This window comes from Sphingobium sp. BHU LFT2 (assembly GCF_018604485.1).
Lineage (GTDB): Bacteria > Pseudomonadota > Alphaproteobacteria > Sphingomonadales > Sphingomonadaceae > Sphingobium > Sphingobium yanoikuyae_A.
The window spans coordinates 1-24,586 of sequence record NZ_JAFCGW010000001.1 but is presented as its reverse complement, the minus strand read 5'-3'; the positions used below and the strand labels follow the sequence as shown (position 1 = coordinate 24,586).

Genomic DNA, 24,586 nt, shown 5'->3' with positions numbered 1-24,586 from the left:
AGGCCAGGCTTTCGGTTGGGGCAAGGCGGGGAAAGACCCGATCAGGCCCGGCCGCGCCATTTCCCCCACAGGGCGCGATCCTTCAGCACCTCGCGCGCGGCATTATGGCCTGGCGCGCCGGTGACGCCGCCGCCCGGATGGGTGCCCGCGCCGCACATGTAGAGGCCCTTCACCGGCCCGCGATACGCGCCATGCCCCAACACAGGCCGCGCCGCCCACATCTGGTCCAGCGTCAGATTGCCGTGCATGATGTCGCCACCGACCAGGCCGAACTTGCGTTCCAGGTCGAGCGGCGAATGGATCTGGCGGGCGATCACGCTCTCTGCGAAGCCCGGCGCATGGGCCTCGACCGTGGCGATGATATGGTCGGCCGCGGCCTCGCGCTCATCGTCCCAGTTTCGCCCATCGGGCAGTTCGGGCGCGAATTGCTGGCAGAAGAGGCTGGCGACATGGCATCCCTCGGGCGCCAGGCTGTCGTCGATGGTCGACGGGATCAGCATCTCGACGATCGGCGCCTTCGACCAGCCGTCGCGCTTCGCATCCAGATAGGCGCGGTCCATATAGTCGAGCGTCGGCGCGATGATGATGCCCGACTGGTGATGCTCGCCAATGCCGGGCAGGCAGGTGAAGTCGGGCAGGGCGGACAGCGCGACATTCATGCGGAAGGTGCCCGATCCCGCCTTGAACGCCCTGATGCGCTTCAGAAAGTCCGTGGGCAGATCGGCCGGTTGCATCATTCGCTCATAGAGCAGCTTGGGGCCGACATTGGCGATGATGCTGGCGCCCATCACTTCCTCGCCGCTGACCAGCTTCACGCCGACGGCGCGGTCGCCATCGACCAGCACATGATCGACCGGCGCCTCCAGGCTGATCTCGACACCCATCGCCTGCACGACCTTCGCCATGGCCTGGGTGATCGTGCCCATGCCGCCGACACTATGGCCCCAGGCGCCTTTCTTGCCGTTCACCTCGCCGAACACATGGTGCAGCAGTACATAGGCGCTGCCCGGCGTGTCGGGGGAGGCGAAATTGCCGACCACAGCGTCGAAGCCGAAGGCCGCCTTGACCGCCTCGCTCTCGAACCAGCTGTCGAGGAAGGTTCGGGCCGATTTGGTGAACAGGTCGAGCACGTCGCGCTGTTGTTCGATATCGAGCCCGGCGACACGGCGCCCCTGTTTCAGCGCCTCGACCACCATGGTCAGGCCATCGCCGACATTGGGCGGGCTTTTCAGCACCAAGTCGCGCAACACGTCCGCGACGACTTCCAGCTCGTCATAATAGGCCGGCAGAGTGGCGGCGTCGCGCGCGCTGAACCGGGCAAACTCGGCCTGCGTCCGCTCCAGCCCGCCGCCCAGCTTCAGATAGCCGCCATCGGGCTGGGGCAGGAAATTGCTGATCGGCCGCTCGATCACGCGATAGCCATGATCGGCCAGTTTCATGTCGCGGATGACCTTGGGATTGAGCAGGCTGACCGTGTAGCTGGCGGTCGAGTTGCGGAAGCCGGGATGGAATTCCTCGGTCACCGCCGCGCCGCCGACGACATCGCGGCGCTCCACCACGCGCACCCTGTAGCCGGCACGGGCCAGGTAGAAGGCGCAGACAAGGCCATTATGGCCCGCGCCGATGATGACGGCGTCATAGGCTTTGGTCATGCGATGTGGCTCCAGCCGGGGGCAGGGGCGCGATGCTGACGCGCCTGCGGAATGATGGTGCGCATCCGCGCGCAGAAATGGCGCAGCGCGACTTCCTGGTCGCTCAGCGGGCCGACGGTGAAACTGTCCGACGCCATGCCGGCCTGCACGCGGGCGACAAGTTCCGTATCCTCGGCATTGACCTGACGGTTGATGCGCCAGTTGAGATAGCGCGCAGCCTTCATCTCGCGGCGGCTATCGGGCAGCGCATAGCTGATCTCGCGGATCAGCGTCTGGGTCGGCGAGACCGGCAGCCACTGCATGAAATCCACCTGGTCGGGATAGATGTCGAAGGCGAAATTGGGCCAGAGCTTGAAATAGGTCCAAAGCCTTTGCCGATCGGGCGGCAGATGCGGGACGGCCGGCAGGAAATGCTGATAGGCGCGCTCGGACAGGTTGGCGGACGGGCGATCGAGGATCGGCCCCCACATCTTGTCGGCATAGGGGCTGGCTTCGACGCCATAGCCATCGCCCATCAGCCGCTTGAGGCCGGGATGGGCGACTGCGATATGCAGGCCATCGGAATAATTGTCGCCGATATTCTTCCAGTTCACCGCACGCGGGCGCAGCGTGACGCGGCCCAGCGCGCGCAGTTCGGAAAAGCGATAGGGCGCGATCTCGTCGATATAGGGCGCCATCATCTGCGCCACCGACGGCCCGCCATCATCCTCAAGCCGGATGAACAGGAAGCCGTGGAAATTCTCGATATCGACGGGGGAAAGTCCATGCCTGGACCGGTCGAGATTGCCATAGCTGCCCGCCATCGGCAGGCCCGTCAGGCAACCGTCCAGACCATAGGTCCAGGCATGGTAGGGACAGACCAGCTTTCTGGTGCGACCCGAGGGCCCGTCCACTAGGCGCGCGCCGCGGTGGCGGCACACGTTGGTAAAGGCGCGGGCTTCGCCGTCATCCCCGCGGATGACGATGACGCTCTCGCCAAGATAGTCCAGCACATGGAAATCGCCCGGCGCCGGCAGGTCGCTGTCATGGGCGACGATCTGCCAGCTCGGGCGGAAGATGCGACGGGTTTCGACGGCGAAAAATTCGGGATCGCTATAGGTCCATGCCGGCAGGCTATAGCCCGCGTCCGGATCCGGTCCGCATCCCGTCTCGCCCATCTACCCCGCATGCCCCATTGCAGTTGTACGCTTGTATAACGAGCGGTCGGGGAATTTCCATTATATTTTTGTGACAGCTATTTTCAGCTGGTCCGTTCGGGCACTTCGCCCCAGTCGGACAGGATCGACGCGCGGCTGGCGACCGCTTCCCAGGGGAAGACGAACCAGTCCTTGGTGACGACACGGTCGATCGTGGTCGCGCGATATTCGACCTTGGCGGCCGAGCTGACATTGTCGATCAGCACGGCAAAGCGCAGATGATCGGCCGGCGCGCCGGCCAGCGCCGCGCGCAACTGGTTGATCGTGCGGCCGCTGTCATTGATGTCGTCGACGAACAGCAGGCGCGATCCTTCGAGCGCCATTGCCACCAGCTTGTCGAGCAGTTCGTCGCAAAAGCCCGCGACCTGGGCCGACAGGTCGACTGACAGCATCGGCTGGCTGATGGCGTGGGACAGATAGGTGGCCGGCACCAGCCCGCCGCGCCCGACGCCGACAATATAGTCGGGCCGCCAGTCCGATTTGGCAATCGCGCCGGCCACGGCGTCGATGTGGGAGAGGAAGCTCTCCATCGGAATGTCGGTCAGGATCGGTTGGGTCATGATATGGTTGCCATCTGCGAATCGGCCCTATCGGCCGCCTGCGCCCCATAGCGCCGTGCCAGCAGGGCACAAGCCATCAGCTGAATCTGGTGGAACAGCATGACCGGCAGGATGATCGGCCCGACGGCCGCTGCGGGGAATAGGACACCGGCGATCGGCACGCCCGAAGCGAGGCTCTTCTTCGAGCCGCAAAATTGCAGCACGATCGCATCCTCGCGGGAAAAGCCGAGCAGCCGGCCAAGCCCCCAGGTGAAGAGCAGCACGATCACCAGCATGGCGATGCAGAGCAGCGCGAGCAGCGCCAGTTCCGCGCGCGAGACCCGGTGCCATAGCCCTTCGACCACCGCCGCGCTGAAGGCGGAATAGACCACCAGCAGGATCGAGGTGCGATCGACCCGGCCGACCAGCGTCTTGTGCCGCGACACGAAGCCGCCGATCCAGGGGCGGGCAAGATGGCCGAGCACGAAGGGCAGCAGCAATTGCAGCATGATCCCCTCGACCGAGGAAAGGGAGATGAGGTTGCTGCCGCCGCGCTGCATTAGCAATGCCACCAGCAGCGGCGTCAGCACGATGCCGAGCAGGTTGGAAAAGGACGCGCTGACCACGGCGGCGGCGACATTGCCGCGCGCAATCGCGGTAAAGGCGATCGAACTTTGCACCGTCGATGGCAGCAGCGCCAGGAACAGCAGGCCCGCGCGCATATTCTCCGGGATCGCGCCGATCTGTTGCAGCAGGATGCCGACCAGCGGGAAGAAGAGGAAGGTCGTGCCCAGAGTCGCGAGATGGAGTTGCCACGCCTTGGCACCGCCCCAGATCGCCTCGCGCGACAATTTTGCCCCATGCAGGAAAAAAAGCAGCACGATGCCGGCATCCGCAACGATCGATGCGACATGGGCGCCCTGGCCGCGTGCGGGCAGGACCGACGCTAGGGCAACGGTGCAGAGCAGCAGGACGAGGAAGGGATCGAGGATCAGGCGCAGGCGAGTCATCATGTTTCCGGGCATAGGGAAGGGGCTTGGAAAAGGATAGACGCCGCCCCATCCTCTGGGCCAACAGCCTTGGCACAGAGTATCGGGAGAGAATTTGCGTGAGCGACCATATCGCCATCATCGAGACGAACGGCGTGCTCGAAATCCATATCGACCGGCCCGACAAGAAGAATGCGCTGACCGGGCCGATGTACCGCGCGATGATCGCCGCGCTGGCCGATGCGTCGAGCCGGCCGGAGATTGGCGTGGTGCTGTTCGCGGGCCGGGGCGACGCCTTTTGCGCCGGCAATGATCTCAAGGACTTCATGGCCGGGCCGGAGGGCGGCGCTGCCGCCTTCGATTTCATCAGCGCGATTGCCGCCTTCGACAAGCCGATCGTCGCGGCAGTGCAGGGGCTGGCCGTGGGCGTCGGCACGACGATGCTGTTCCATTGCGACCTGGTCTATGCCGCGCCCGACGCGCGCTTCGTCATGCCCTTCGTCAATCTGGGCATCGTGCCGGAGGCCGGCTCCAGCCTGCTCGCGCCCGCGATCATGGGCCATGCCAGGGCGGCCGCGATGCTGATGCTGGGCGAGCCGATGGATGCGGAAGGGGCCGATCGCGCCGGTTTCGTGACGGCGATCGTGACAGGGGAGGCGCTGCTCGACCATGCCCGTGCCAAGGCCGCGGCGCTGATGGCCAAGCCGCCCCAGGCGCTGATGGCGACGCGCCGGCTGATGAAGGGTGATCCCGCCGCCTTGCAGGCGCGTATCGCCGAAGAAGCCCGGCTGTTCCGCGAAGCGCTGGCCTCGCCCGAAGCGCAGGAGGCGTTCATGGCCTTTTTCGAAAAGCGCGCGCCGGTCTTCAAGCGGGCCTGATCGAAGCGCGGCCGGGGGAAGGGATCAGTCCTTGCCCCGTCGCTCGAACTTCAGTTCGCTCACGATCACGGCGGCGATGATCAGCAGCGCGCCGGCCAGCGCCGTGGCCGGCTGGCGGTCGCCCGCGATCCGGCCCAATATCCCGGCCCAGACCGGCTCGCCGGCATAGATCAGGGTCGCGCGGGTCGGCGATACGGTGCGCTGCGCCCAGTTCATCACGAACTGGATCAGCGCCGTCATCGCGCCCAGGCCACAGGCCGACAGGATCACCGTCCAGGAAAAGGGCGGGATCGCCTCACCCATCGGCGCCATCAGGCCGAAGGCGAGCAGCGACGTGACCGCCAGTTGCACCAGCGTGACGCGGGCAATGTCGACCTTGCCGGCCCACAGGCTGATGAAGATGATTTCCAGCGCGATCGCCAGCGTGCTGATCAGCGTCAGCGCCTCGCCCTTGCCCAGCGACAGCCCTTCGCGCGGGGCCGCGATCAGGATCAGGCCGGCAAAGGCCAGCGCGACGCCGACCCAGCTGGTCCAGCGCGGCCGCCGCCGCAATATCGCCCATTGGAGGATCGGCACCAGCGGCACATAGGCGGCGGTGATGAAGGCCGATGTGCTGCTGGATATGGTCTGCAGCGCCCAGGTCTGGAGCGTGTAGCCGCAGAAGATGCCAAGGCCGATCATCGACCCGGCCAGCAGTTCGCGCGCCGTCAGGCCGCGCAACACCGGCCAGGCGAGCGGCAGCGCCAGCAGCGCCGCCGTGCCGAAGCGCATCCCCACGAAGAAGAGCGGCCCGCTCTGCTGCATGGCATGATGCACGATCAGGAAGGTCGCGCCCCACAGCACGGTGATCCCGATCAGCGCGAGTTCGGGACGGCCGATCATCAGCCGGGGCGCAGGGCTCTTGTCGAGGGCGGCATTGTGCAACATAATGCACATCGCGTTATGAGCAATATATTGCACAGTCAAGTCGAAGTCCCGCGCCCGGACGTTCTTTCCCATGTCGCGGGCAATATCCGCCGCCTGCGCGCCGCCAAGGGGCTGAGCCAGGATGCGCTGGCCAGCGCGGCCGGAGTCAGCCGGCGCATGCTGGTCGGGATCGAGAGCGGGGAGGCCAATGTCAGCCTGTCGACGCTCGACCGGTTGGCGCAGGCGCTGGACGTCAGTTTCTCGCACGTCGTGCGCGCGCCCGACATGCCGGACAATAGCCGGATCGATACCCTCGCCTGGCAGGGCGAGGATGCGCATAGCCGCGCGACCCTGCTCGGCACCGTGCCGGCCGCGCGCGAGGCGGAGCTATGGACCTGGTCGCTGGCACCGGGCGACCGCTACCCGGCCGAGGCGGACGCCGCCAACTGGCACGAGATGCTCTATGTGGTGGAAGGGGTGCTGACGGTCGAGATGGATTCCGGCACGCGCACGATCGCGGCGGGCGACTTCCTCATCTTCAGCAGCGACCGCCCCTATGTCTTCGTCAATCGCGGAATCGACCTGCTGCGCTTCGTGCGCAACGTTGTGTTCTAGACAGCGCGGACAAATGCCGGGAGGGGTGGGGTGCGGACTGGCCCTTGTCCCGTCATGCCAGCGAAGGCTGGCATCTCAGGCCGGCGCACGCGGCATAAACGGATAGCGCTAGACGGCTGGCCTCTTTCTGCTGCCGCCTGAGACCCCAGCCTTCGCTGGGGTGACGGAGTTGGGTGGGAAGCGGAATGGCAGGTTTCCAAACCAAAGAAAGCGAAAGCCGACGCCGCTATGCTGACGCCTCAACCCATCGCCGAAATACACCTATGGCCGACGACAGGTCCAGCGGCCCGCAACTCACATCGAATGAGTGGCCTTCCACACGCGCTACCCACCAACTACCGCTTCGCTGCCACTCTTCGAAATCGTCGCCGATTTTTCCGTGCTGAACACGTTCGAATGCGATGTCTTGCATTGGGGTGTCGGTTAGGTTGATCTTGATTGTCCATCCGGGATTGTCGAGCGTATCGATCTTCACTCCATAGGAGTGCTCCCAATCGCCGTCGCATTGAGCCAGATACCACTGGCTTAGCCAATTCAGATTGTCTTCAATCATGTTACCAACATCGACCAGCGAACAAATGTCTGCAATCAGGAATAAAGTGGCAGGTCGATAAAGGCTACAACTGGTCGAATTTCGACAATCTCCACATCCGTCACCCTGACGAAAGTCAGGATTCATTCTGCACTACGCCAGATAGGGAGCGCTGAAGCGATCCCGGATCAAGCCTGTCCTGAGCCTGTCGAAGGGGCCGGGATGACGAAGAGGGAAATAGCCACTTCCAGTCGCGTCCAGGTCGCCCGGATATAGCCTCGCGGCCCGAGGCCGGGCCTCCCCATGGGGAGGCCCGGCACGTCTCAATGGCTGTCGTTGCGCAGGTCCTTGCCGGCCTGCTCCAGCGAGGCGCCGACATCCTGCTTGGCTTCCTTGCCCTCGCGCTTGGCGTCGTCGGCCGCCCGGTCGGTCGCGGCGCCGATCCGGTCCGCGCCATTGTCGATCGCGGCGCCCGCGCGGTCGAGGCCGTTGTCGATCTTGGCGCCGGCATCGTCGACGGCGTTGCTGACGTCATTGCCGATCGCGGAGCCGGCATTTTCCAGATTGTCCGATGCCTTTTCCGAGCAGGCGGACAGGCTCAGGCCCAGGGCGGACAGGGCCGTGATGGCCAGAAGGGGTGCGCGCATGATGTCTCCTCATTGCGTTGGCAAGGCTTGGGCAGCGCCGCATCATATCTGACGCGGCGCTGCCTAATCTCTTGTTGTCGCATCGTTTTAAGCGGAAAACCGGTTCCCACTTTTCCGCACGACGCTCCTAAAAGCGCGGCAGCGGCCATAAGGTTGCGTGGTTTCGCGATCAGCCGCCGCTGAGGCCGAACACCATCGACCGGTCGGCATCGGGGATCAGACCCTCCATCACCCGCCAGAAACCGGTGACGGAACCCTGTCCGGCCTGGGCATAGGCGGCCGCCATCTTCTCGCGCAGCGCGCGGAAAAGCTCGGCCTCCAGTGCGCGGCCGGCGGCGCTGAGGCGCAGCAGTTTCTGCCGCCGGTCGCTGCTGCCCGGCCGGGTCTCGATATAGCCGCGCTCGATCAGGTCATTGAGCACCCGGCCGAGCGATTGCTTGGTGATCGCCAGCAGGCGCAACAGATCCTTCACCGTCAGGTCAGGCTGGCGCGAGATGAAATAAAGGGCGCGGTGATGGGCGCGGCCCAGGCCCTGCGCCGCCAGCCCCTCGTCGATCGAGCGGGTGAGCGCGGAATAGCCGAAATAGAGCATCTCGATGCCGCGCCGTATCTCGTCCTCGCGCAGGAACAGCGGCGAGGCCGGTGCGATCTGGCTGGGCGAGGGGGCTTGGACGGACATCGGCGCGGGTTTCCGGCTGGAGGGGAGGGGGTGTGGCGTTGATCCCTAAGATGGGTTGGGCGGGAAGGAAAGGGAAAGGCGAAGTCCATCGTCAGGAGGGCTTTTCTTTCGTGCATCAGCCGCTATATGGCGGTCCCGCGCTGACTTGGATCGGCGCATTGCTGGGGCGTCGCCAAGCGGTAAGGCAGCGGCTTTTGATGCCGCCATGCGCAGGTTCGAATCCTGCCGCCCCAGCCATAATTTTCGGTATCCGACGCCGCGTCGCTTTCCTTGCTTCCGGTTTCCGTTTCGGCATCTTCCGTCGGTATGCCTTGGGCGTCGAGCCGGCAGCGGGACTGCCGATACCCATTCCGCGTCTTGGCTAAGCCCGATGTTTCGACTAGGGCATCAACGATGTGCCGGTTCATGCTGGCGCATTGCATAACTGACGCCGGTGTTCCGCAAGGAACTTAATCGGGAATGCGGTGCGGGGGCCTGGCCCCTTATTCCGTGGCTGTCCCTGCAACTGTAAGCGGATAGCGCGATGCACGAGCCCGTGAGGGCAGCCACTGGACAGGGCGTCCGGGAAGGCGTGCATCCCGCAACGACCCGCGAGCCAGGAGACCTGCCGGCGTTTCGGTCGCTCTTGTCCTGACCCAGGGGTTGGTCATGGCACGGTCTCTCTTCCGTCTGGGCGGCGAAGCGTGTGGCTGGGGCTGCACGGCCGCGTGGTGTCGGGCGCCTGTCGCGCCTGCCTGCCGCCTCGCGCCGACCGGCGATGCCGGCAAGCCCCGCCTGGTTGCGTCCCGGCGCGCGGAGGATTTGCCTGTGAGCCAGACCGGCGCGGGCAGGGATAGGGCGACCGCGAACCATGCGGTGGCCCACGGGCCGGCCGTTCGGGGCTGGTGTCCCGATGCCTGGCGCCCGATGGCGGCGGGCGACGGGCTGATCGTGCGCGTGAAGCCGCGCCTCGGTCGTCTTTCGGCCGACGACCTGGCGGCGTTGGGCGCGGCGGCGATCGCCCATGGCAACGGCCTGATCGACATGACCCGGCGCGCGAACCTCCAGATCCGCGGCGTGCGCGACGAAAGCTGGCGCCCCTTGCTCGACCGGCTGCTCGACCTTGGCCTGGTGGACCGCAATGCCCGGCGCGAGGGCGCGCGCATGATGATGGTCGTGCCGGACTGGCGCGAAGGCGACGACAGCCATCGCATCGCCCGCCAACTGCTCGATCGCCTGGACGAACTACCGGACTTGCCGGGCAAGATGGGCTTCGTGATCGATGCCGGCGCCGCACCGCTCCTGTCGGGCGAAGCGGGGGATTTTCGCATCGAGCGGGCGCGGGACGGCGGCCTGATCTTGCGTGCGGAGGGGCGGGCACAAGGCGTGCCGGTGGACAGCGGCGGCGAAGTGGATGCGCTGCTCGCGCTCGCCCGATGGTTCGTGGAGAGCGACGGCGCGCGCGCGGGGCGCATGGCCCGGCATGATGCGCCCCTGCCGGATTGGGCAACGGGCAGGGTAGAGGTGGCGGCGCCGCGTGCTCGGCTGATGCCCGGCGCATGGGATGGCGGCATGGCCTATGGTCTTCCCTTCGGCCAGATCGATGCGCGGCATTTTCTCGACGCGCCGGCCATCCGGCTGACCCCGTGGCGCATGCTGCTGGCCGAAGGACAGGTGCCTGGCCTGTCCGCCGACGCTGCCGACCCGCTGATCCATGTGGAGGCCTGCCCCGGCGCACCTACCTGTCCGCAGGCGAGCGTGGAGACGCGCGATCTCGCCCGCCAGCTGGCCCCCCATGTGGCGGGCCGCCTTCATGTCTCCGGCTGCGCCAAGGGCTGCGCCAGTTCGATTCCGGCCGACATCGTGCTGACGGGGCGGGACGGGCGCTACGACTTGGCCTTCCACGCTCGCGCAGGATCGGTGCCCGTCCGTCCTGACCTCACCGCCACCGACCTTCTTGCCCATTTCGGAGCCTGTTGATGCCCCATGATTATGAGAGGGACGGCGCGGCAATCTATCGCCAGTCCTTCGCCACCATCCGCGCCGAAGCCGACCTCGGGCACTTTGTTGCCGAGGAGGAGCCGGTCGCCGTGCGCATGATCCATGCCGCGGGCATGGTGGACCTTGCGGGCCATATCCGCTTTTCGCCGGGCTTTGCAGCGGCGGCGCGGCAGGCCCTGGCCACAGGGGCACCGGTGCTGTGCGATGCGCGCATGGTGTCGGAAGGGGTCACGCGCGCGCGCCTGCCCGCCGACAATGCCGTGCTCTGCACCTTGCACGACACCGCCGTGCCGGACATGGCGCGGGCGATGGGCAATACCCGGTCCGCCGTCGCGCTGGAATTGTGGCGGCCGCATCTTGCTGGGGCACTGGTTGCCATCGGCAATGCGCCCACGGCGCTGTTCCACCTGCTCGACATGCTGGAGGATCCGGCCTGTCCGCGCCCCGCAGCGATCATCGCCTGCCCGGTCGGCTTCGTCGGCGCGGCGGAATCCAAGGCGGCACTGTGGGCGGCGCAGCCGGCCCCCTGCTGCGTCGTCGACGGGCGGCTTGGCGGCAGCGCGATCACGGTCGCGGCGATCAATGCGCTGGCGAGCCGCGCGGAATGAGCGGCACCGTCTATGGCGTGGGCCTTGGCCCCGGCGCGCAGGACTTGCTGAGCGTGCGCGCCGACCGGCTGGTGCGGGGAGGACGGCATGTCGCCTATTTCCGCAAGGCCGGCCGACCGGGGCAGGCGCGCCGCATCGCGCAGGGCATGTTGCGGGACGATGCAATCGAACTGGCGATGGAATATCCGGTGACGACCGAAATTCCGGTCACCGATCCGCGCTATAACGACTGCCTTGCCGCCTTCTATGCCGATTGCACCGGCCGGCTGCTGGCGATCGCGGAGGCGGGCGAGGATGTGGTCGTCTTGTGCGAGGGCGATCCCTTTTTCTACGGCTCCTTCATGCATCTGCACAGCCGGCTGTCGGGTCTGGTCCCGGTCGAAGTGGTCCCCGGAATCATGGGCATGTCGGGCGCCTGGAATGCGACCGGCCTGCCGATCACCTGGGGTGACGATGTGCTGACCGTGGCGATGGCGACGCTGCCGGAGGAGGAACTGGTCCGCCGCATCCGCGATACCGACGCGCTGGTGGTGATGAAGATCGGCCGGCACCTCGCCAAGCTGCGCCGCGCGGTGGCGGCGGCCGGGCGCAGCGATGAAGCATGGCTGGTCGAACATGCCGCCATGCCGGAACAGCGCGTGACCCGGCTGGCCGATGTCGACAGGGTCACGCCCTATTTCTCGATCCTGCTGATCCACGGCCAAGGGCGCCGGCCATGAATCTTGCGGCGGGAGAGGGGGGCTGGATCGCGATCGCGGGGCTTGGGCCAGGGGGCGAAGCGCTGGTGACGCCGGAGGTCGACGCCGCGCTGGCTGCCGCGACCGACGTGGTGGGCTATATCCCCTATGTCGCGCGGGTCGCGCCGCGTGCGGGGCTGGCGTTGCATCCTTCGGACAATCGGGTGGAACTGGACCGGGCGGCCCATGCGCTGGAGCTGGCGGCGCAGGGGCGGCGGGTCGTCGTCGTCTCCTCGGGCGATCCGGGCGTCTTTGCCATGGCGTCCGCCCTGTTCGAGGCGCTGGAGGCCGGACCTGCCCACTGGCGCGACATCGACATTCGCGTGCTGCCCGGCATCACCGCGATGCTGGCTGCTGCGGCGCGTGCGGGCGCGCCGCTTGGCCATGATTTCTGTGCGATCAACCTGTCGGACAATCTCAAGCCCTGGTCCCTGATCGAAAAGCGGCTGCGGCTGGCGGCGGAGGCGGATTTCGCCATGGCCTTCTACAATCCCCGGTCGGCGTCGCGGCCGGAAGGGTTCGTGCGCACGCTGGCGCTGTTGCGGGAACTTTGTGGCGACGCGCGCCCGATCCTCTTTGCCCGCGCCGTCACCACCGCGCAGGAGACATTGCATATCGTGCCGCTGGGGCAGGCGCGCGCGGACATGGCGGACATGCGCACCATGGTGATCGTCGGGTCGAGCCGGACTCGCATCATCGAGCGCGCGCGCGGGCCGATCCTCTACACGCCGCGCGGCATCCCCGACGAGGCGGCGGGATGAGCGATCCAGTCGAGCACATCCTCGGGCCGGTGGAACTCCTGCCGGTCGGGCAGCGCGGGCCGGTCGATCATCAGCACGCGCAGGCCCAGCGCACGCGCGGCGTCCAGCTTGGCGGCTGCGCCCGTGCCACCGGCATTCTTGGCGACGATCAGGTCGATGCGATGGTCCCGCAGCAGGCTTGTGTCGTCCGCCACCGTGAACGGGCCGCGATCCACGATCAGGGCATGATCGGGCAGGGGCGGCGGCGCATCCGGCGCATCGACGAAGCGCAGCAGATAATGATGCTGGGGCTGGGCGGCGAACTCCTCCACATGCATGCGCCCCAGGGCCAGCATGATCCGCTGAGGCGGCCCGTCGAGCGCCGCCACCGCCGCTGCCATGTCCGGCACCGCGTGCCAGCGATCGCCGGCGACGGGCGTCCAGGGCGCACGGGTCAGCGCGGCATGGGCGATCCCCGCCCCATGCGCGGCCGCCACCGCATGGGCGCTCATCGTCGCGGCAAAGGGATGGGTGGCGTCGACCAGATGGGTGATGCCTTCCGCGCGCAGATGCGCGACCAGTCCCGCCACCCCGCCAAAGCCGCCGACCCGCACGGGCAGGGGTTGTGCCCGCGGGCTGGCCGTGCGTCCGGCATAGCTGAAGGTCGCGCGGATGCCGCGCGCCGCCAGCAGGACCGCCAGCGCGCTTGCCTCCGTCGTGCCGCCCAGCAGCAGGATATTGGGCATGGATGACATGAATTCTCCTCCCTGGTTGACGATCGTCGGCATCGGCGAGGACGGGATGGACGGCCTATCTGCGGCAAGCCGCGCGGCACTGGCGGCGGCGGACCTGGTCATGGGGCCGGCCCGGCACCTCGCGCTGCTGGGCGGGATTAGCGCGCCAATGGTCGAATGGCCAGTGCCCTTCGCGGACGGGATCGCGCGGCTGCTGGCGCATCGTGGGCGGCCGGTGGTGGTGCTTGCGTCGGGCGACCCCTTCTGGTTCGGCGCGGGCAGCAGCATCGCGCGCCATCTGGCGGCGCATGAATGGTGCGCGCATCCCGCGCCCTCCACCTTCGGGCTGGCGGCGGCGCGGCTGGGCTGGGCGATACAGGATGTCGCGTGCCTGGGCCTGCATGCCGCGCCGCTGGATCGGTTGCGTCCGCACCTCGCGCCGGGCGCGCGGGCGCTGGTGCTGCTGCGCGACGGGGCGGCGGTGGCGGGGCTTGGCGCCTGGTTGTCGGCCAGGGGATTTGGCGCGTCGCGCCTGCATGTGCTGGAAAGCCTCGGCGGCCCGCGCGAACGGATCCGGTCGATCGAGGCGGGGGCGACGATACCGGCCGACATCGTTCATCCCGTGGCGGTCGGGCTGGAGGTCGCCGGTGACGGCCCTGTCCTGACGGTCGCCAGTGGTCGACCCGACGCGCTGTTCGACCATGACGGACAGATCACCAAGGCGCCGGTGCGCGCCCTGACCCTGTCGGCGCTGGCGCCCCGGCCGGGGGACTATCTGTGGGACATTGGCGCCGGGTCGGGATCGATCGCGATCGAATGGCTGCTGGCTCATCCGGCCAATCGCGCCTGCGCGGTGGAGGCCGATCCGGCCCGTGCGGATCGCGCCCGCGCCAATGCCCGTGCGCTGGGCGTGGATCGGCTGGAGCTGATGATCGGTCGATCGCCGGACGTGCTGCCTGATGGTCCGATGCCGCAGGCGGTCTTCATCGGTGGCGGTCTGTCGCAGGCGCTGCTGGAACGGCTGGAGGCGCTGCTGCCACCCGGCACGCGGCTGGTGGCCAATGCCGTGACATTGGAGTCGGAGGCGCTGCTGGCGCTCTGGCACGTGCGGCGGGGCGGCAGCCTGCTGCGCATCGAACTGGCCGACGCCGCGCCGCTCGGCAATCGCCATGGCTGGCGGTCGCGCTATCCGGTGGTGCAGTGGAGCGTCACGCTATGATCGTCGCAGGCTTCGGCTTCCGTGCCGGCGCGACCACCGCGTCCCTGCGCGCGGCGCTGGCGGCGGCCGGTGACGGACGGGATGTCACCCATCTCGCCACGCTGGCGGACAAGGCTGAGGGACTGGCGGAACTCGCCGCCCAACTGGCCCTGCCGCTCATCCCGATTGCGGCCGATCGCCTCGCGTCCCTGCCCACCATCACCCGCTCGCCGGTCTCTCTGGCCGCGCGCGGCACCGGCAGCGTCGCCGAGGCCTGCGCCCTGGCCGGCGCGGGGGAAGGCGCCCGCCTGCGCGCCGCCCGCAGCCTTTCCCCCGATCGCATGGCGACCTGCGCCATCGCTCAAGGAGCATCATCATGACCGTCCATTTCATCGGCGCTGGCCCCGGCGCGCCCGACCTGCTGACCCTGCGCGGCCGCGATCTGATCGCGGCCAGCCCGATATGCCTCTATGCCGGATCGCTGGTCCGGGCGGAGGTGCTGGGTCATTGTCCGCCGGGCGCGCGCATCGTCAACACCGCGTCCATGGACCTAGACGCCATCATGGCGGAGATCGCCGCCGCCCACGCCGCCGGGCAGGATGTGGCGCGGCTCCATTCCGGCGACCTGTCGGTCTGGTCGGCCATGGGCGAGCAGATTCGCCGCCTCCGGGCGCTGGACATCCCCTTCACCGTGACGCCCGGCGTGCCGGCCTTCGCTGCGGCGGCCGCCGCGCTGGAGGTGGAACTGACGCTGCCTGAACTGGCCCAGTCGCTCGTCCTCACGCGCACGCCGGGGCGCGCCAGCACCATGCCGCCGGCCGAGAGCCTGACCAATTTCGCGGTGACGGGCGCGACCCTGGCGATCCATCTGTCGATCCACAATCTGGCGCAGGTGGTGGCCGATCTCATGCCGGCCTATGGGCAATCCTGCCCGGTCGCGGTCGTGTGGCGGGCAAGCTGGCCCGACCAGCGGATCGTGCGGGCGACCCTCTCGTCGATCGAGGCGGCGGTCGCGGGCAGCATGGAGCGCACCGCCATCATCCTGGTCGGCCCGGCGCTGGATGCGGCGGATTTTGCCGAAAGCAGCCTCTACGCGCAGGGCTATGACCGGCGTTTCCGGCCCCAGCATGCCGGATCGCGCTACGCCGGGTCGTCCGAGTGACGGTGCCGGGCCTGCTCGTTTCGGCGCCCGCATCGGGCACCGGCAAGACGACCGTCACGCTCGGCCTGCTCCGCGCGCTGCGCGACGCGGGCGTGACGGTGCAGCCGTTCAAATGCGGGCCGGACTATATCGACCCGGCCTTCCATCGCGCCGCCTGTGGCCGGCCGTCCTTCAACCTGGACAGCTGGGCGATGGACGGCGCGCTGCTGGACCGTGTGGCGGCCGAGGCCGGGGATGCCGACATGATCGTGGCCGAAGGGGCGATGGGCCTGTTCGACGGGGTGGCGGGTCGGGGTGCGGCCGGCCATGGCACCGCCGCCGACGTGGCGCGCCGCATGGGCTGGCCGGTGCTGCTGGTGCTCGACATATCCGGACAGGCGCAATCCTGTGCGGCGACGGCGCTGGGCTTTGCCCGTTTCGATCCCGATGTGACGATTGCGGGCGTCATCCTCAATCGCGTGGCGAGCCCGCGCCATGAACGGCTGGCGCGCGCGGGACTGGCGGCGGCGGGCGTTGCGGTGTTCGGCGCCTTGCCCCGGCACGCGGACCTCAGCCTGCCCGAACGGCATCTGGGGTTGGTGCAGGCCGGCGAGCAGGAGGGGCTCGATCAGGCGCTGGAGCGCCATGGCGCGCTCATGCGGGAGCGGGTCGATCTCGCCGCGGTTCGGGACGCGGCCCGCTCGGACGGCGTCACGGCCGGCGGGCGTCTGCCCGATCCCCCGGCACAACGGATCGCCGTGGCGCAGGACGTGGCTTTCTCCTTCCTCTACCCGCATCTCCTCGAAGGCTGGCGACAGGGCGGGGCGCAGATCATGCCCTTCTCCCCGCTGGCCGATGAGGCGCCAGCGGAGGATGCCGACCTGATCTGGCTGCCCGGCGGTTATCCCGAACTGCACGCCGGGACCATCGCCGGCGCGCAGCACTTCCTGACGGGCCTGCGCCGCCATGCCGAGGATCGGCCGGTCCATGGCGAATGCGGCGGCTATATGGTGCTGGGCGATGCGCTGATCGACCGGGACGGCACCGCCCATCGCATGGCCGGGCTGCTCGGCCTTGTCACCAGCCATGCGGATCGCCGCCTGCATCTGGGCTATCGGCGGGCGGAGCTGCTGGCGCCTGTCGCGGGGCTGCGCGCCGGCACCATGCTGCGCGGCCATGAGTTCCATTATTCTACCATCCTGGGCCAAGATGACGCGCCGCTGATGCGGGTGACCGATGCCGATGGTGCGGCGGTCGCGGAAACCGGCTCGCGGCGCGGCTGGGCCAGCGGTTCCTTCTTCCACATGATTGCGAGCGCATGATGATCGACCTGCATCTGATCGGCATCGGCACCGGCAATCCCGATCATCTGACGGCCCAGGCGGTGCGGGCGATGAACAGCGCCGACCTCATCCTGCTGCCGCGCAAGAGCCGTGCCAAGTCTGACCTTGTCGACCTGCGCCGCACCATCTGCGCGGCCGTGCTGACGCGGGCGGTGCGCGTGGTGGAGTTCGACCTGCCCGTGCGCGATGCGCGCGGCGACTATATGGGCGGCGTCCATGACTGGCACGATGCCATCACCCAGGCCTGGGCCGGACAGATCGCGCGCCACCTGCCCGATGGCGGTCGCCTTGCCCTGCTGGTCTGGGGCGATCCCTCCCTTTATGACAGCAGCCTGCGGATCGCCGACCGGCTGGCGGAGAGAGGGCTGGCGATCCGGGTAAGCGTCGTGCCGGGCATCACCAGCCTGCAGGCGCTGACCGCCGCCCACGCCATCCCGCTCAACCGGCTCGGCGCGCCGGTCGTCATCACCACCGGGCGCCGGCTGCGCGACGATGGCTGGCCGGCCGACGGCGACAGCGTCGCCGTGATGCTGGATCAGGGCTGCGCCTTCGACACGCTCGATCCCGTCGGCATCCATATCTGGTGGGGGGCCTATCTCGGCATGGAGCATCAACTCCTGGTCGAAGGGCCGCTGGCGGTCGTGCGGGACAGGATCGCGGGGCTCCGCGTGCAGGAACGGACCCGGCATGGCTGGATCATGGACATCTATCTGATGCGCAGGGGGGCATGATCCTGGCGGCGGCGCGATGCGCGAAAGCGGGCCGGTGCTGCTAAATTCCGCGCTCCCCGCTTGTCGAAAGGGGCTGGTTTCCAGCGCCATCCGGCAATAATTTGACCTGCAATTGCCGGGAGAGGATTGCCTTGCCAGAGTTGAGCGCCGCCAGGAAGCGGGTGCGCCATGCAGAGCCGCCGATGGTGCGGCTCGTCCGTGCCGCCGAAACATTGTTCGCGGCGCGCGGCATCGATGCCGTGTCGATGCGCGAGATTGCCACGGCCGCCCGCTGTGGCGACACCAATGCCGTCACCTATTATTTCGGGTCGAAGGATGGGCTGCTCGCCGCCGTCTTCGGCGCTCGCGTGGAACAGATGGATCCGGTGCGCGGCCGGATGCTGGCGCGGGCGGAAGCCAGCGGCCATCTGCGCGATCCGATGGCATTGCTGGGCATATTGCTGTTGCCGCAGCTCGACCTGAAGGATGAGGCCGGATCCCATCCCTATGCCCATTTCCTGCTGCATTTCGCGACCCAATATTGGTCGCTGACCTCCAGCCTGTTCGCGGCGGTCGAGGACAGGGCACAGAACCTGTTCCGGGTGATCGGCCATCTGCGCGCGCTGATGGAGGGGGTGCATCCCGACGTCGCGCGCAACCGTATCCTGCTGTGCAACATGATGCTGCAGAGCCTGCTGGTTCGCTGGGACCATATGCCGCCCGAGGATCGCACCGTGCCGCTGGAGGCGCATGTTCGCGACGTGATGATGAGCGCGCGCGCCAGCCTGCTGGCCCCGCCGGGCGACGCCGAACTGCCGGTGTCGGTGGAGGCCTGGCTGGCGCGCTATTGCTAGAGCATTTTGAAGTCAGCTGGCACAGTTGACGGCTGGCAATATGCGGAAAGCAAAGGGCCCCTAGGGCAGGCTGATATCCACCTGCTCGATCGTCCCGGTGAAGTGGCTGCTGGCCACATCATAGGCCGGATCGACCGGGCTGACACTGTCCTGGCCGACCTCGAAATCCTCGGTATGCGACACGACGAGCGCGAAGGTGCGGTCGATCCGGCCGCGCGCGACCTCCTTTCCATCCACCAGCAGCGTGGCGGTGGCGCCGCTGGTCGGCGCTTCCCGGTCCATGACAAAGTGCAGGCCGATATCGTGCCGCCCCGCCGTCAGGGGCGCGGTGCCGGCAATCCGGCTCATATGGGCCGGGGTCAGATTATAGGTGAAGCTGGGCCGCCCCTTGTCCAGGAACAGGCTGTAGCCGCCGAAACGGCCGCCATGCACGGCGATGACGCCCCGGCCGCCATCGGCCGGCACGCTCACCTGCGCGCGGATGGTGAAGGAATGGCTAACCAATCCCGGCGCCGCGCTTTCCGGAATGGGACCGATCGGGCCATGATAGGTGAACAGGACACGCCCGGCATTATGGTCAGGTCGGCCCTTCTGCCCGCCTTCGCTGCCATGGATCGGCAGGATGCCGGCGGTCGCCGCTTCGGCCCAGAACAGATCCTTGAGCGCGGCAAGTTTTTGCGGATTGGCAGCGGCCAGATCATGCGCTTCGCTGAAGTCCGAGCGGGTATCATATAGCTGCCAGACGCGCTGGTCGATCGGCACGGGCGGCGGCGGCGTGCGTTCCCACGGCGTCACCATCGGCGCGGTCGCAGCCACCCAGCCATCCTTGTAGACGCTCAGATTCTGCGCCATCGCGAACACCTGGGTCGTGCGGTGCGAGGGGGCGTCCTTGGCGGCGAAGCTGTAACCCATGCTGATCCCGGTGATGGGCTTTTGCGGTATGCCGTCCAGTATCTCGGGCGCCTTCACCCCCGCAGCCTCCAGCACGGTCGGCATGATGTCGCTGACATGGTGGAACTGGCTGCGCAGCCCGCCCGGATCCTGGATATGGCGCGGCCAGGACATGACCATGCCGTTGCGTGTGCCGCCGAAATGAGAGCCATAGCGCTTGGCCCAGGGGAAGGGAGCGTTGAGCGCCCAGCCCCATCCGCCGGGGATCAGATTATAGGCATGTCGCGTGCCGATATCGTCGATATGGGCAAGGGCATAATCAGGATTTTCCTTCACCCCGCTCAGCGCCGACTGCTCGAACAGCTTGCCGTCGAAACTGCCCTCGGCGCTCGCGCCATTGTCACCCTGGATATAGATGATCAGCGTGTTGTCGATCTCGCCATTGTCGCGCAGCCGCTGGATGACGCGGCCGATCTGCGCGTCGGCATAGGCGAGCGAGGCTGCATAAGCCTCCATATAGCGGGCATAGAGACGCTTCTGATCGGCGGTCAGGCTGTCCCAGCGCGGCAATGTGTCGGGCCGGGGCGCATCGTCCGCCCCCTGCGGGATCACGCCCAGCCGCTTCTGCCGGGCGACCGTTTCCGCCCGCATCGCGTCCCAGCCGGCATCGAATTTGCCGCGAAAGCGTGCCATCCAGTCGGCGGGCGGCTGGTTGGGGGCATGGGCGGTGCCGGTCGCATAATAGAGGAGAAAGGGCTTGTCCGGGGCGGCTGCATGCTGCTCGTCGATCCAGCGGATCGCATGATCGGCCAGATCATGTTCCAGATGATAGGCGGGATCGGCTGGTGCCTGCACATGCGCGGTATTTTCGACCAGATTGGGTTCGGCCATGCTGCTGTCGGCGCCCAGGAAGCCGTAGAAATATTCGAAACCCAGGCCCGTGGGCCAGCGATCGAATGGTCCGGCGCGGCTCATTTCCCATTCCGGGGTGACATGCCCCTTGCCGATCATCGCTGTATTATAGCCATTTTCCTTCAGGATCTGGGCCATGGTGCCGGCGCTTTTGGGGATCAGGCTGTTATAGCCGTCATAGCCTGTCGCCCAGTTGGCGACATAGCCCATGCCGACCGCCTGCGGATCGCGCCCGGTCAGCAGCGAGGCGCGGGTCGGCGAACAGATGGCGGTGGTGTTGAACTGGTTATAACGCAGTCCGGCCTGCGCGAGCGCGTCGAAGGTCGGCGTGGGGATCGGGCCGCCAAAGGTGCTGCTGGCACCAAAGCCGACATCGTCGGTCATGACGATCAGGATATTGGGAGCCCCGTTGGCGGCGCGGACTGGCTGAGGCCAGATGGGCGGCGAGGATTCCGCCGGCGTGCGGCCATAGATTTTCGCGGCCGAAGCATCGGAGGTCTGGGCGACGGCAGGCGCTGAGAGCGCCATGAGCAGCGCCAGGGAGGATGCCGCGCTCAAGCCCCTGCTGGACGGGCGACGGACGGGACGGGGCGAAGCATGGGGCAAGGCGACCTCCTTGGACAAAAAAGAGACGCCGGTTGCATTGGCAGCCGGCGCCCAGGGAGAGAGATACGGCGGCACCAGGCCGCCGTCCGGCTTTCAGAACTTGAAGCGGATGCCACCTGTGAATGCACGGCCCACCGTATCGTAAAGCGCGAAATTGGTGGCGATGTTGACGCCCGGAATGGTGCCGGGGATCAACGGCGGATCCTTGTCGAACAGATTGTTGACGGTGCCGAAGAATTCGACATGACCGTTGGACACGGGCAAGCGGTAGCTGAGCGTCATGTCGGTATAGCCGACCGCCCCGATCGTCTGGTCAAGGCCATTTTCCAGGCCGCCGGGGATGCCCAGCTTCACCTTGCCGATCAGCTGCTGGTTGAGGAAGACGCCGACCCGGCCAATCTCGTAATTGACGCTAAGCGTGCCACGCCAGCGCGGGCGGCCCTCCGGTGTACTGCTGATCGTGCTGATCCCGGCATATTCCAGCACGGGCGCGGTCGACGACTGCTGGGTCTGATAGGTGTCGAGATAGCTGGCATAGAGGCGCAGGCCCAGATTGCCGCCGGCCAGTTCGGTCCGGTAGGACGCGTCGAAATCTATGCCGCTGGTTTCCAGGAAGGCGATATTGGCGGGCGCCACCCGGATCTGGCTGGGGAAGGATGTCGGCGTGTCGCGGGTGACGAGCGCACATTCGGGCGCGGTGCCGCCGCTCTGGCTGCAATTGTTGACGATCTGGGTCAGGCTCAACGTGCCGATCGCATCCTTGATCTTGATCCGGTAATAATCGACCGACAGGCTGAGCCCTGGCAGGAAGGACGGCGTGATGACTGCGCCGAAGGTCAGCGTATCGGCCTTTTCCGGTTTCAGATCGGGGTTGCCGCCCGTCACCTGCGGCACATTGGCGGTGATGCCGCTGACCGGATCGACCAGCAGGCTGATCGCGCTCTGGTCGCCGGCAAACAGCTCGAACAGATTGGGTGCGCGGATATCGCGCGAGACCGACCCGCGCAGCAGCAGGTCGCTGATCGGTTTCCAGGTGGCGCCCAGCTTCCAGGTCTTGACCGATCCCGACGTGCTGTAATCGGTGTAACGGCCGGCCGCATTCAGGCTCAGTTCCTGCGCAAAGGGCTGGTCCTTGAGCAATGGCACCGCCAGTTCGCCGAACACTTCCTTGACGCTCAGGTCGCCCGACGCCTCGCCGACATTGGTCAGCCAATAATGATAAACCGACGAAGGCACGCCGCGCAGGCCGGCGAAATAGGCGCTGCGTTCCGCTGTCGTGTCTAGATCGGCGGGGTTGGCATTGCTGGTCAGGCGCAGGCTCTGGCGGCGATATTCCGCACCCAGCGCGACGTCGACCGGACCGGCGGGCAGGTCGAACAGGGCGCCCTGGATGCTGGCCGACATGGCGTTCTGCCAGATGCGGGCGCGGTAACGCGACGTACCCACGACATAGTCATAGCCAGGCTGACTGGCATAGGCGTCGCCGGTGGCCAGCAGATTGAAAGGCTGGCAGTTGGCGTAGCGGGCAGCGATCGTCGGATCGGCGCTCAGGCTGGCCCGGCAGATGGTCTGGCCGCTGCCATTGCGCACGGCATCGGTCGCGGCATAGAAATGCTGCCAATCCCAGACGCCTTCCTGTGCGACCGAGAAATTGGAGTCGCCATGGTTGAAGGCGACATTCCATTTCCATTTGTCCGCCAGCGTCCCTTCGAACCCGGCATTGACCATCCAGTAATCGGTGCGTTCCGTCGTGTGGGGGCGCGGCGAATTGGCGCCATAGCGGGCGAGGGTGATCGACTGGCTGGTCGGGGTGAAGGCGGCCTGAAGTTCGGCCGGCAGATAGGGATTGCCGCTGTAGAGCGTGGCGGCCGTTGGCGGCACCAGGCTGTTGGCCAGCGAGGTGTAGGACAGGTCGCTGCGCGAGAAGCTGCCCTGGACATAGCCGGTCACGTCCGGCGTGAAGTCCCAGCTCGCCCTGCCAAAGGCCTGATAGGTGTGCAGCGGGGCGACCGCCTGGGTATCGGGCGAGATCGCATACCCGTCTCCCCCGACAAAATAGCCCGGCGATCCGGTTGCCGTGCCGTTGCTGAACGGCACCAGCGCGCCATTGGCGTCGAACCGGTAATTGGTGAACGGCCCTGACGTGATCTTACCATATTCCGATGCGGCGCTCAGCGTCACGCCGGATGCGATCATATAGGGATTGAGCGTGCCGCCGGGCGAACAGGCGGTGGGATCGGCCGCAGCATTGGGATTGGTGCAGCCGACAGTGCTGCCGACATAGCTGTAGGCGCCGCGCCCCAGCTTGCGGTCGCTGCGCAGCATGCCGTCATTTCGGAATGTCTCGGCACTCAGCAACAAATGGCCGCGATCGCCACCGAAGTCGAAGCCGCCGGCGATGCCGAAGCGATAGCCCTGATTGTCGCCGCGCTGCGAGGTAGACCCCTGGGCAACGCCGGTCAGGCCGGTAAATTTCTTGTCGAGCACGAAGTTCACCACGCCCGAGACCGCGTCGGAGCCATAGGCCGCCGACGCGCCGCCCGTTACCACGTCCACCCGCTTGATCAGCAGGTTTGGAATGACATTGACATCGACCGTGCCGAGATAGGTGGTCGGCGCCACCCGCTGGCCATCGAACAGGATCAGCGTGCGCAACGGCCCGACGCCGCGCAGGTTCAGCACATTGCCGTGCGCCGCGGTATTGGCGAAGTTCATCGAACTGCGCGACGGGCTGGACGAGTTCTGGAACTGCGGCAGCTTGTTGAGCGCGTCGGGAATGTTGGATGGGGTCGCCTTTACCAGCTCTTCGGTCGATGCGACGGTCACCGGCGTCGGCGCGGTATAGCCATCGCGCACGATGCGGGTTCCGGTGACGACGATATCCTGGGCTGATGCCTGTCCGCTCTGGGCGTCCGTCGGCGGCGTGGCCTCCTGGGCGGCGGCCGCGCTGGCCATCGTGAACAGGGCGGTACCCGTCAGGAATAATGAAGACGCTCGTCCTCGCATTGCACTTCTCACCATCCTCTCGGCTTATTTTTATCCGACAGTGCAATTTTGATATTAACGCAGTTGATTGAAGTCAACGCAAATATGCGTGGAGGGTCATATTTTCGGATGGCGAGCGGTCTGGGCAGGGGGCGTGCGCATCACTGAGCCGCAACGCCGGGTTGCGACGGCGAGGCTTTGATGGGCGAAGAGGGGTAAAAGGGGAGCGGCTTTGTGCCTGCGTGATGCAGCACAGCCGCATCCATTCGCGCGCGCCGGGATGCAGCACCTGCACCCCGGCGCGCGCTCCTTGTCAGAACGCGGTCTTCTCTTCCAGATGCCCTTCCACGTCAGCACGACTGATCCAAAGGGTGCGGAACTTCTTGTCGGCCAGCAATTGCAACTGGTCGCTATTGTGCCGGGAACCGGGCTGGCTGCTATTGCCATAGCTCATCAGGCCGACGGCCTTCATCGGCGTGCCGAATTCGACCATGGAAACCCATGTCTCGCCATG

24 protein-coding genes, 1 tRNA gene and 1 riboswitch are annotated in these 24,586 nt (G+C 67.0%); of the genes, 13 read left to right on the top strand and 12 right to left on the bottom strand.

Features of this window, described 5'->3' with window-relative positions:
- Window positions 1-41: 41 nt before the first annotated feature.
- From JQK15_RS00125 to JQK15_RS00110, 4 genes are all read right to left on the bottom strand, one after another.
- The gene (locus tag JQK15_RS00125; protein ID WP_214862839.1) at window positions 42-1,652 is read right to left on the bottom strand and encodes a phytoene desaturase family protein; all 1,611 of its coding nucleotides are present in this window, start codon (window positions 1,650-1,652) and stop codon (window positions 42-44) included.
- Window positions 1,649-2,809 carry an aromatic ring-hydroxylating oxygenase subunit alpha gene (locus tag JQK15_RS00120; protein WP_214862838.1) on the bottom strand — a complete coding sequence of 387 codons (1,161 nt, stop codon included), beginning with the start codon at window positions 2,807-2,809 and terminating at the stop codon, window positions 1,649-1,651. The genes JQK15_RS00125 and JQK15_RS00120 overlap by 4 nt, the downstream gene beginning before the upstream one ends.
- A gap of 83 nt (window positions 2,810-2,892) precedes the next feature.
- Complete coding sequence (locus tag JQK15_RS00115) at window positions 2,893-3,408, bottom strand: phosphoribosyltransferase (protein WP_017499828.1); 516 nt, start codon at window positions 3,406-3,408, stop codon at window positions 2,893-2,895.
- A complete protein-coding gene (locus tag JQK15_RS00110) occupies window positions 3,405-4,397 on the bottom strand; it encodes a bile acid:sodium symporter family protein (RefSeq protein ID WP_026108894.1) in 993 nt (330 codons plus the stop codon). Before JQK15_RS00110 ends, JQK15_RS00115 begins: the two co-directional genes overlap by 4 nt.
- 98 nt (window positions 4,398-4,495) lie before the next feature.
- Between JQK15_RS00110 and JQK15_RS00105 the strand changes: the two genes are divergently transcribed.
- Window positions 4,496-5,254, top strand: coding sequence for an enoyl-CoA hydratase (locus JQK15_RS00105; protein WP_037519131.1), 759 nt, complete (start codon window positions 4,496-4,498; stop codon window positions 5,252-5,254).
- A gap of 24 nt (window positions 5,255-5,278) precedes the next feature.
- Here the strand turns inward: JQK15_RS00105 and JQK15_RS00100 are convergent, their stop codons facing one another.
- Complete coding sequence (locus JQK15_RS00100) at window positions 5,279-6,181, bottom strand: DMT family transporter (RefSeq protein WP_010336335.1); 903 nt, start codon at window positions 6,179-6,181, stop codon at window positions 5,279-5,281.
- Window positions 6,182-6,208: 27 nt separating this feature from the next.
- On the opposite strand from JQK15_RS00100, the gene JQK15_RS00095 reads away from it, so the two are divergent.
- On the top strand, window positions 6,209-6,775 hold the full coding sequence (locus tag JQK15_RS00095) for a helix-turn-helix domain-containing protein (protein ID WP_251007503.1): 567 nt from the start codon (window positions 6,209-6,211) through the stop codon (window positions 6,773-6,775).
- Between the two features lie 226 nt (window positions 6,776-7,001).
- Here JQK15_RS00095 and JQK15_RS00090 read toward each other — a convergent pair whose 3' ends face one another.
- The 3 genes from JQK15_RS00090 to JQK15_RS00080 form a co-directional block, all read right to left on the bottom strand.
- Window positions 7,002-7,454 (bottom strand): immunity 53 family protein, encoded by a 453-nt coding sequence (locus JQK15_RS00090; RefSeq protein ID WP_251007502.1) that lies wholly within the window; start codon window positions 7,452-7,454, stop codon window positions 7,002-7,004.
- A gap of 176 nt (window positions 7,455-7,630) precedes the next feature.
- A complete protein-coding gene (locus JQK15_RS00085; RefSeq protein WP_010338154.1) occupies window positions 7,631-7,954 on the bottom strand; it encodes a hypothetical protein in 324 nt (107 codons plus the stop codon).
- A 169-nt stretch (window positions 7,955-8,123) separates the two neighbouring features.
- Window positions 8,124-8,633, bottom strand: coding sequence for a MarR family winged helix-turn-helix transcriptional regulator (locus JQK15_RS00080; protein ID WP_004207880.1), 510 nt, complete (start codon window positions 8,631-8,633; stop codon window positions 8,124-8,126).
- Between the two features lie 162 nt (window positions 8,634-8,795).
- Between JQK15_RS00080 and JQK15_RS00075 the strand changes: the two genes are divergently transcribed.
- From JQK15_RS00075 to cobJ, 5 genes are all read left to right on the top strand, one after another.
- Window positions 8,796-8,870: transfer RNA gene (locus JQK15_RS00075), tRNA-Gln, on the top strand.
- A gap of 177 nt (window positions 8,871-9,047) precedes the next feature.
- Window positions 9,048-9,259: riboswitch (cobalamin riboswitch) on the top strand.
- Between the two features lie 280 nt (window positions 9,260-9,539).
- Window positions 9,540-10,592: a ferredoxin-like domain-containing protein gene (locus tag JQK15_RS00070; protein WP_214863890.1), complete on the top strand. Its 1,053-nt coding sequence runs from the start codon at window positions 9,540-9,542 to the stop codon at window positions 10,590-10,592.
- Window positions 10,592-11,221, top strand: coding sequence for a precorrin-8X methylmutase (locus JQK15_RS00065; RefSeq protein ID WP_214862835.1), 630 nt, complete (start codon window positions 10,592-10,594; stop codon window positions 11,219-11,221). The genes JQK15_RS00070 and JQK15_RS00065 overlap by 1 nt, the downstream gene beginning before the upstream one ends.
- Entirely contained in the window at window positions 11,218-11,940 is a 723-nt protein-coding gene (gene cobI / locus JQK15_RS00060; protein WP_169860228.1) for a precorrin-2 C(20)-methyltransferase, read from the top strand. The genes JQK15_RS00065 and cobI overlap by 4 nt, the downstream gene beginning before the upstream one ends.
- Window positions 11,937-12,719 carry a precorrin-3B C(17)-methyltransferase gene (cobJ, locus tag JQK15_RS00055; protein ID WP_214862834.1) on the top strand — a complete coding sequence of 261 codons (783 nt, stop codon included), beginning with the start codon at window positions 11,937-11,939 and terminating at the stop codon, window positions 12,717-12,719. Before cobI ends, cobJ begins: the two co-directional genes overlap by 4 nt.
- On the opposite strand, the gene JQK15_RS00050 is transcribed toward cobJ, so the two are convergent.
- A complete protein-coding gene (locus JQK15_RS00050; protein WP_214863888.1) occupies window positions 12,680-13,444 on the bottom strand; it encodes a cobalt-precorrin-6A reductase in 765 nt (254 codons plus the stop codon). The two genes, cobJ and JQK15_RS00050, sit on opposite strands and share 40 nt — an antisense overlap.
- Here JQK15_RS00050 and cbiE point away from each other — a divergent pair.
- The 6 genes from cbiE (at window position 13,443) to JQK15_RS00020 (ending at window position 18,678) form a co-directional block, all read left to right on the top strand.
- Window positions 13,443-14,651 (top strand): precorrin-6y C5,15-methyltransferase (decarboxylating) subunit CbiE, encoded by a 1,209-nt coding sequence (cbiE, locus tag JQK15_RS00045; protein WP_214862833.1) that lies wholly within the window; start codon window positions 13,443-13,445, stop codon window positions 14,649-14,651. The two genes, JQK15_RS00050 and cbiE, sit on opposite strands and share 2 nt — an antisense overlap.
- Entirely contained in the window at window positions 14,648-15,010 is a 363-nt protein-coding gene (locus JQK15_RS00040) for a cobalamin biosynthesis protein (protein WP_214862832.1), read from the top strand. The genes cbiE and JQK15_RS00040 overlap by 4 nt, the downstream gene beginning before the upstream one ends.
- Window positions 15,007-15,792, top strand: a complete 786-nt coding sequence (gene cobM / locus JQK15_RS00035) for a precorrin-4 C(11)-methyltransferase (protein WP_214862831.1) — start codon at window positions 15,007-15,009, stop codon at window positions 15,790-15,792. Before JQK15_RS00040 ends, cobM begins: the two co-directional genes overlap by 4 nt.
- On the top strand, window positions 15,789-17,093 hold the full coding sequence (locus JQK15_RS00030) for a cobyrinic acid a,c-diamide synthase CobB (protein WP_214862830.1): 1,305 nt from the start codon (window positions 15,789-15,791) through the stop codon (window positions 17,091-17,093). The genes cobM and JQK15_RS00030 overlap by 4 nt, the downstream gene beginning before the upstream one ends.
- Window positions 17,093-17,845 (top strand): precorrin-6A synthase (deacetylating), encoded by a 753-nt coding sequence (cobF, locus tag JQK15_RS00025; protein ID WP_214863886.1) that lies wholly within the window; start codon window positions 17,093-17,095, stop codon window positions 17,843-17,845. The genes JQK15_RS00030 and cobF overlap by 1 nt, the downstream gene beginning before the upstream one ends.
- Window positions 17,846-17,976: 131 nt before the next feature.
- Window positions 17,977-18,678 carry a TetR/AcrR family transcriptional regulator gene (locus JQK15_RS00020; RefSeq protein WP_214862829.1) on the top strand — a complete coding sequence of 234 codons (702 nt, stop codon included), beginning with the start codon at window positions 17,977-17,979 and terminating at the stop codon, window positions 18,676-18,678.
- Between the two features lie 60 nt (window positions 18,679-18,738).
- Here JQK15_RS00020 and JQK15_RS00015 read toward each other — a convergent pair whose 3' ends face one another.
- The 3 genes from JQK15_RS00015 to JQK15_RS00005 all read right to left on the bottom strand — a co-directional run.
- Entirely contained in the window at window positions 18,739-21,009 is a 2,271-nt protein-coding gene (locus JQK15_RS00015) for an arylsulfatase (RefSeq protein ID WP_214862828.1), read from the bottom strand.
- Window positions 21,010-21,180: 171 nt separating this feature from the next.
- Complete coding sequence (locus JQK15_RS00010) at window positions 21,181-24,093, bottom strand: TonB-dependent receptor plug domain-containing protein (RefSeq protein ID WP_251007501.1); 2,913 nt, start codon at window positions 24,091-24,093, stop codon at window positions 21,181-21,183.
- Window positions 24,094-24,385: 292 nt separating this feature from the next.
- Window positions 24,386-24,586 (bottom strand): penicillin acylase family protein (locus JQK15_RS00005; RefSeq protein WP_214862826.1); only part of this gene is annotated, 201 nt, incomplete at its 5' end.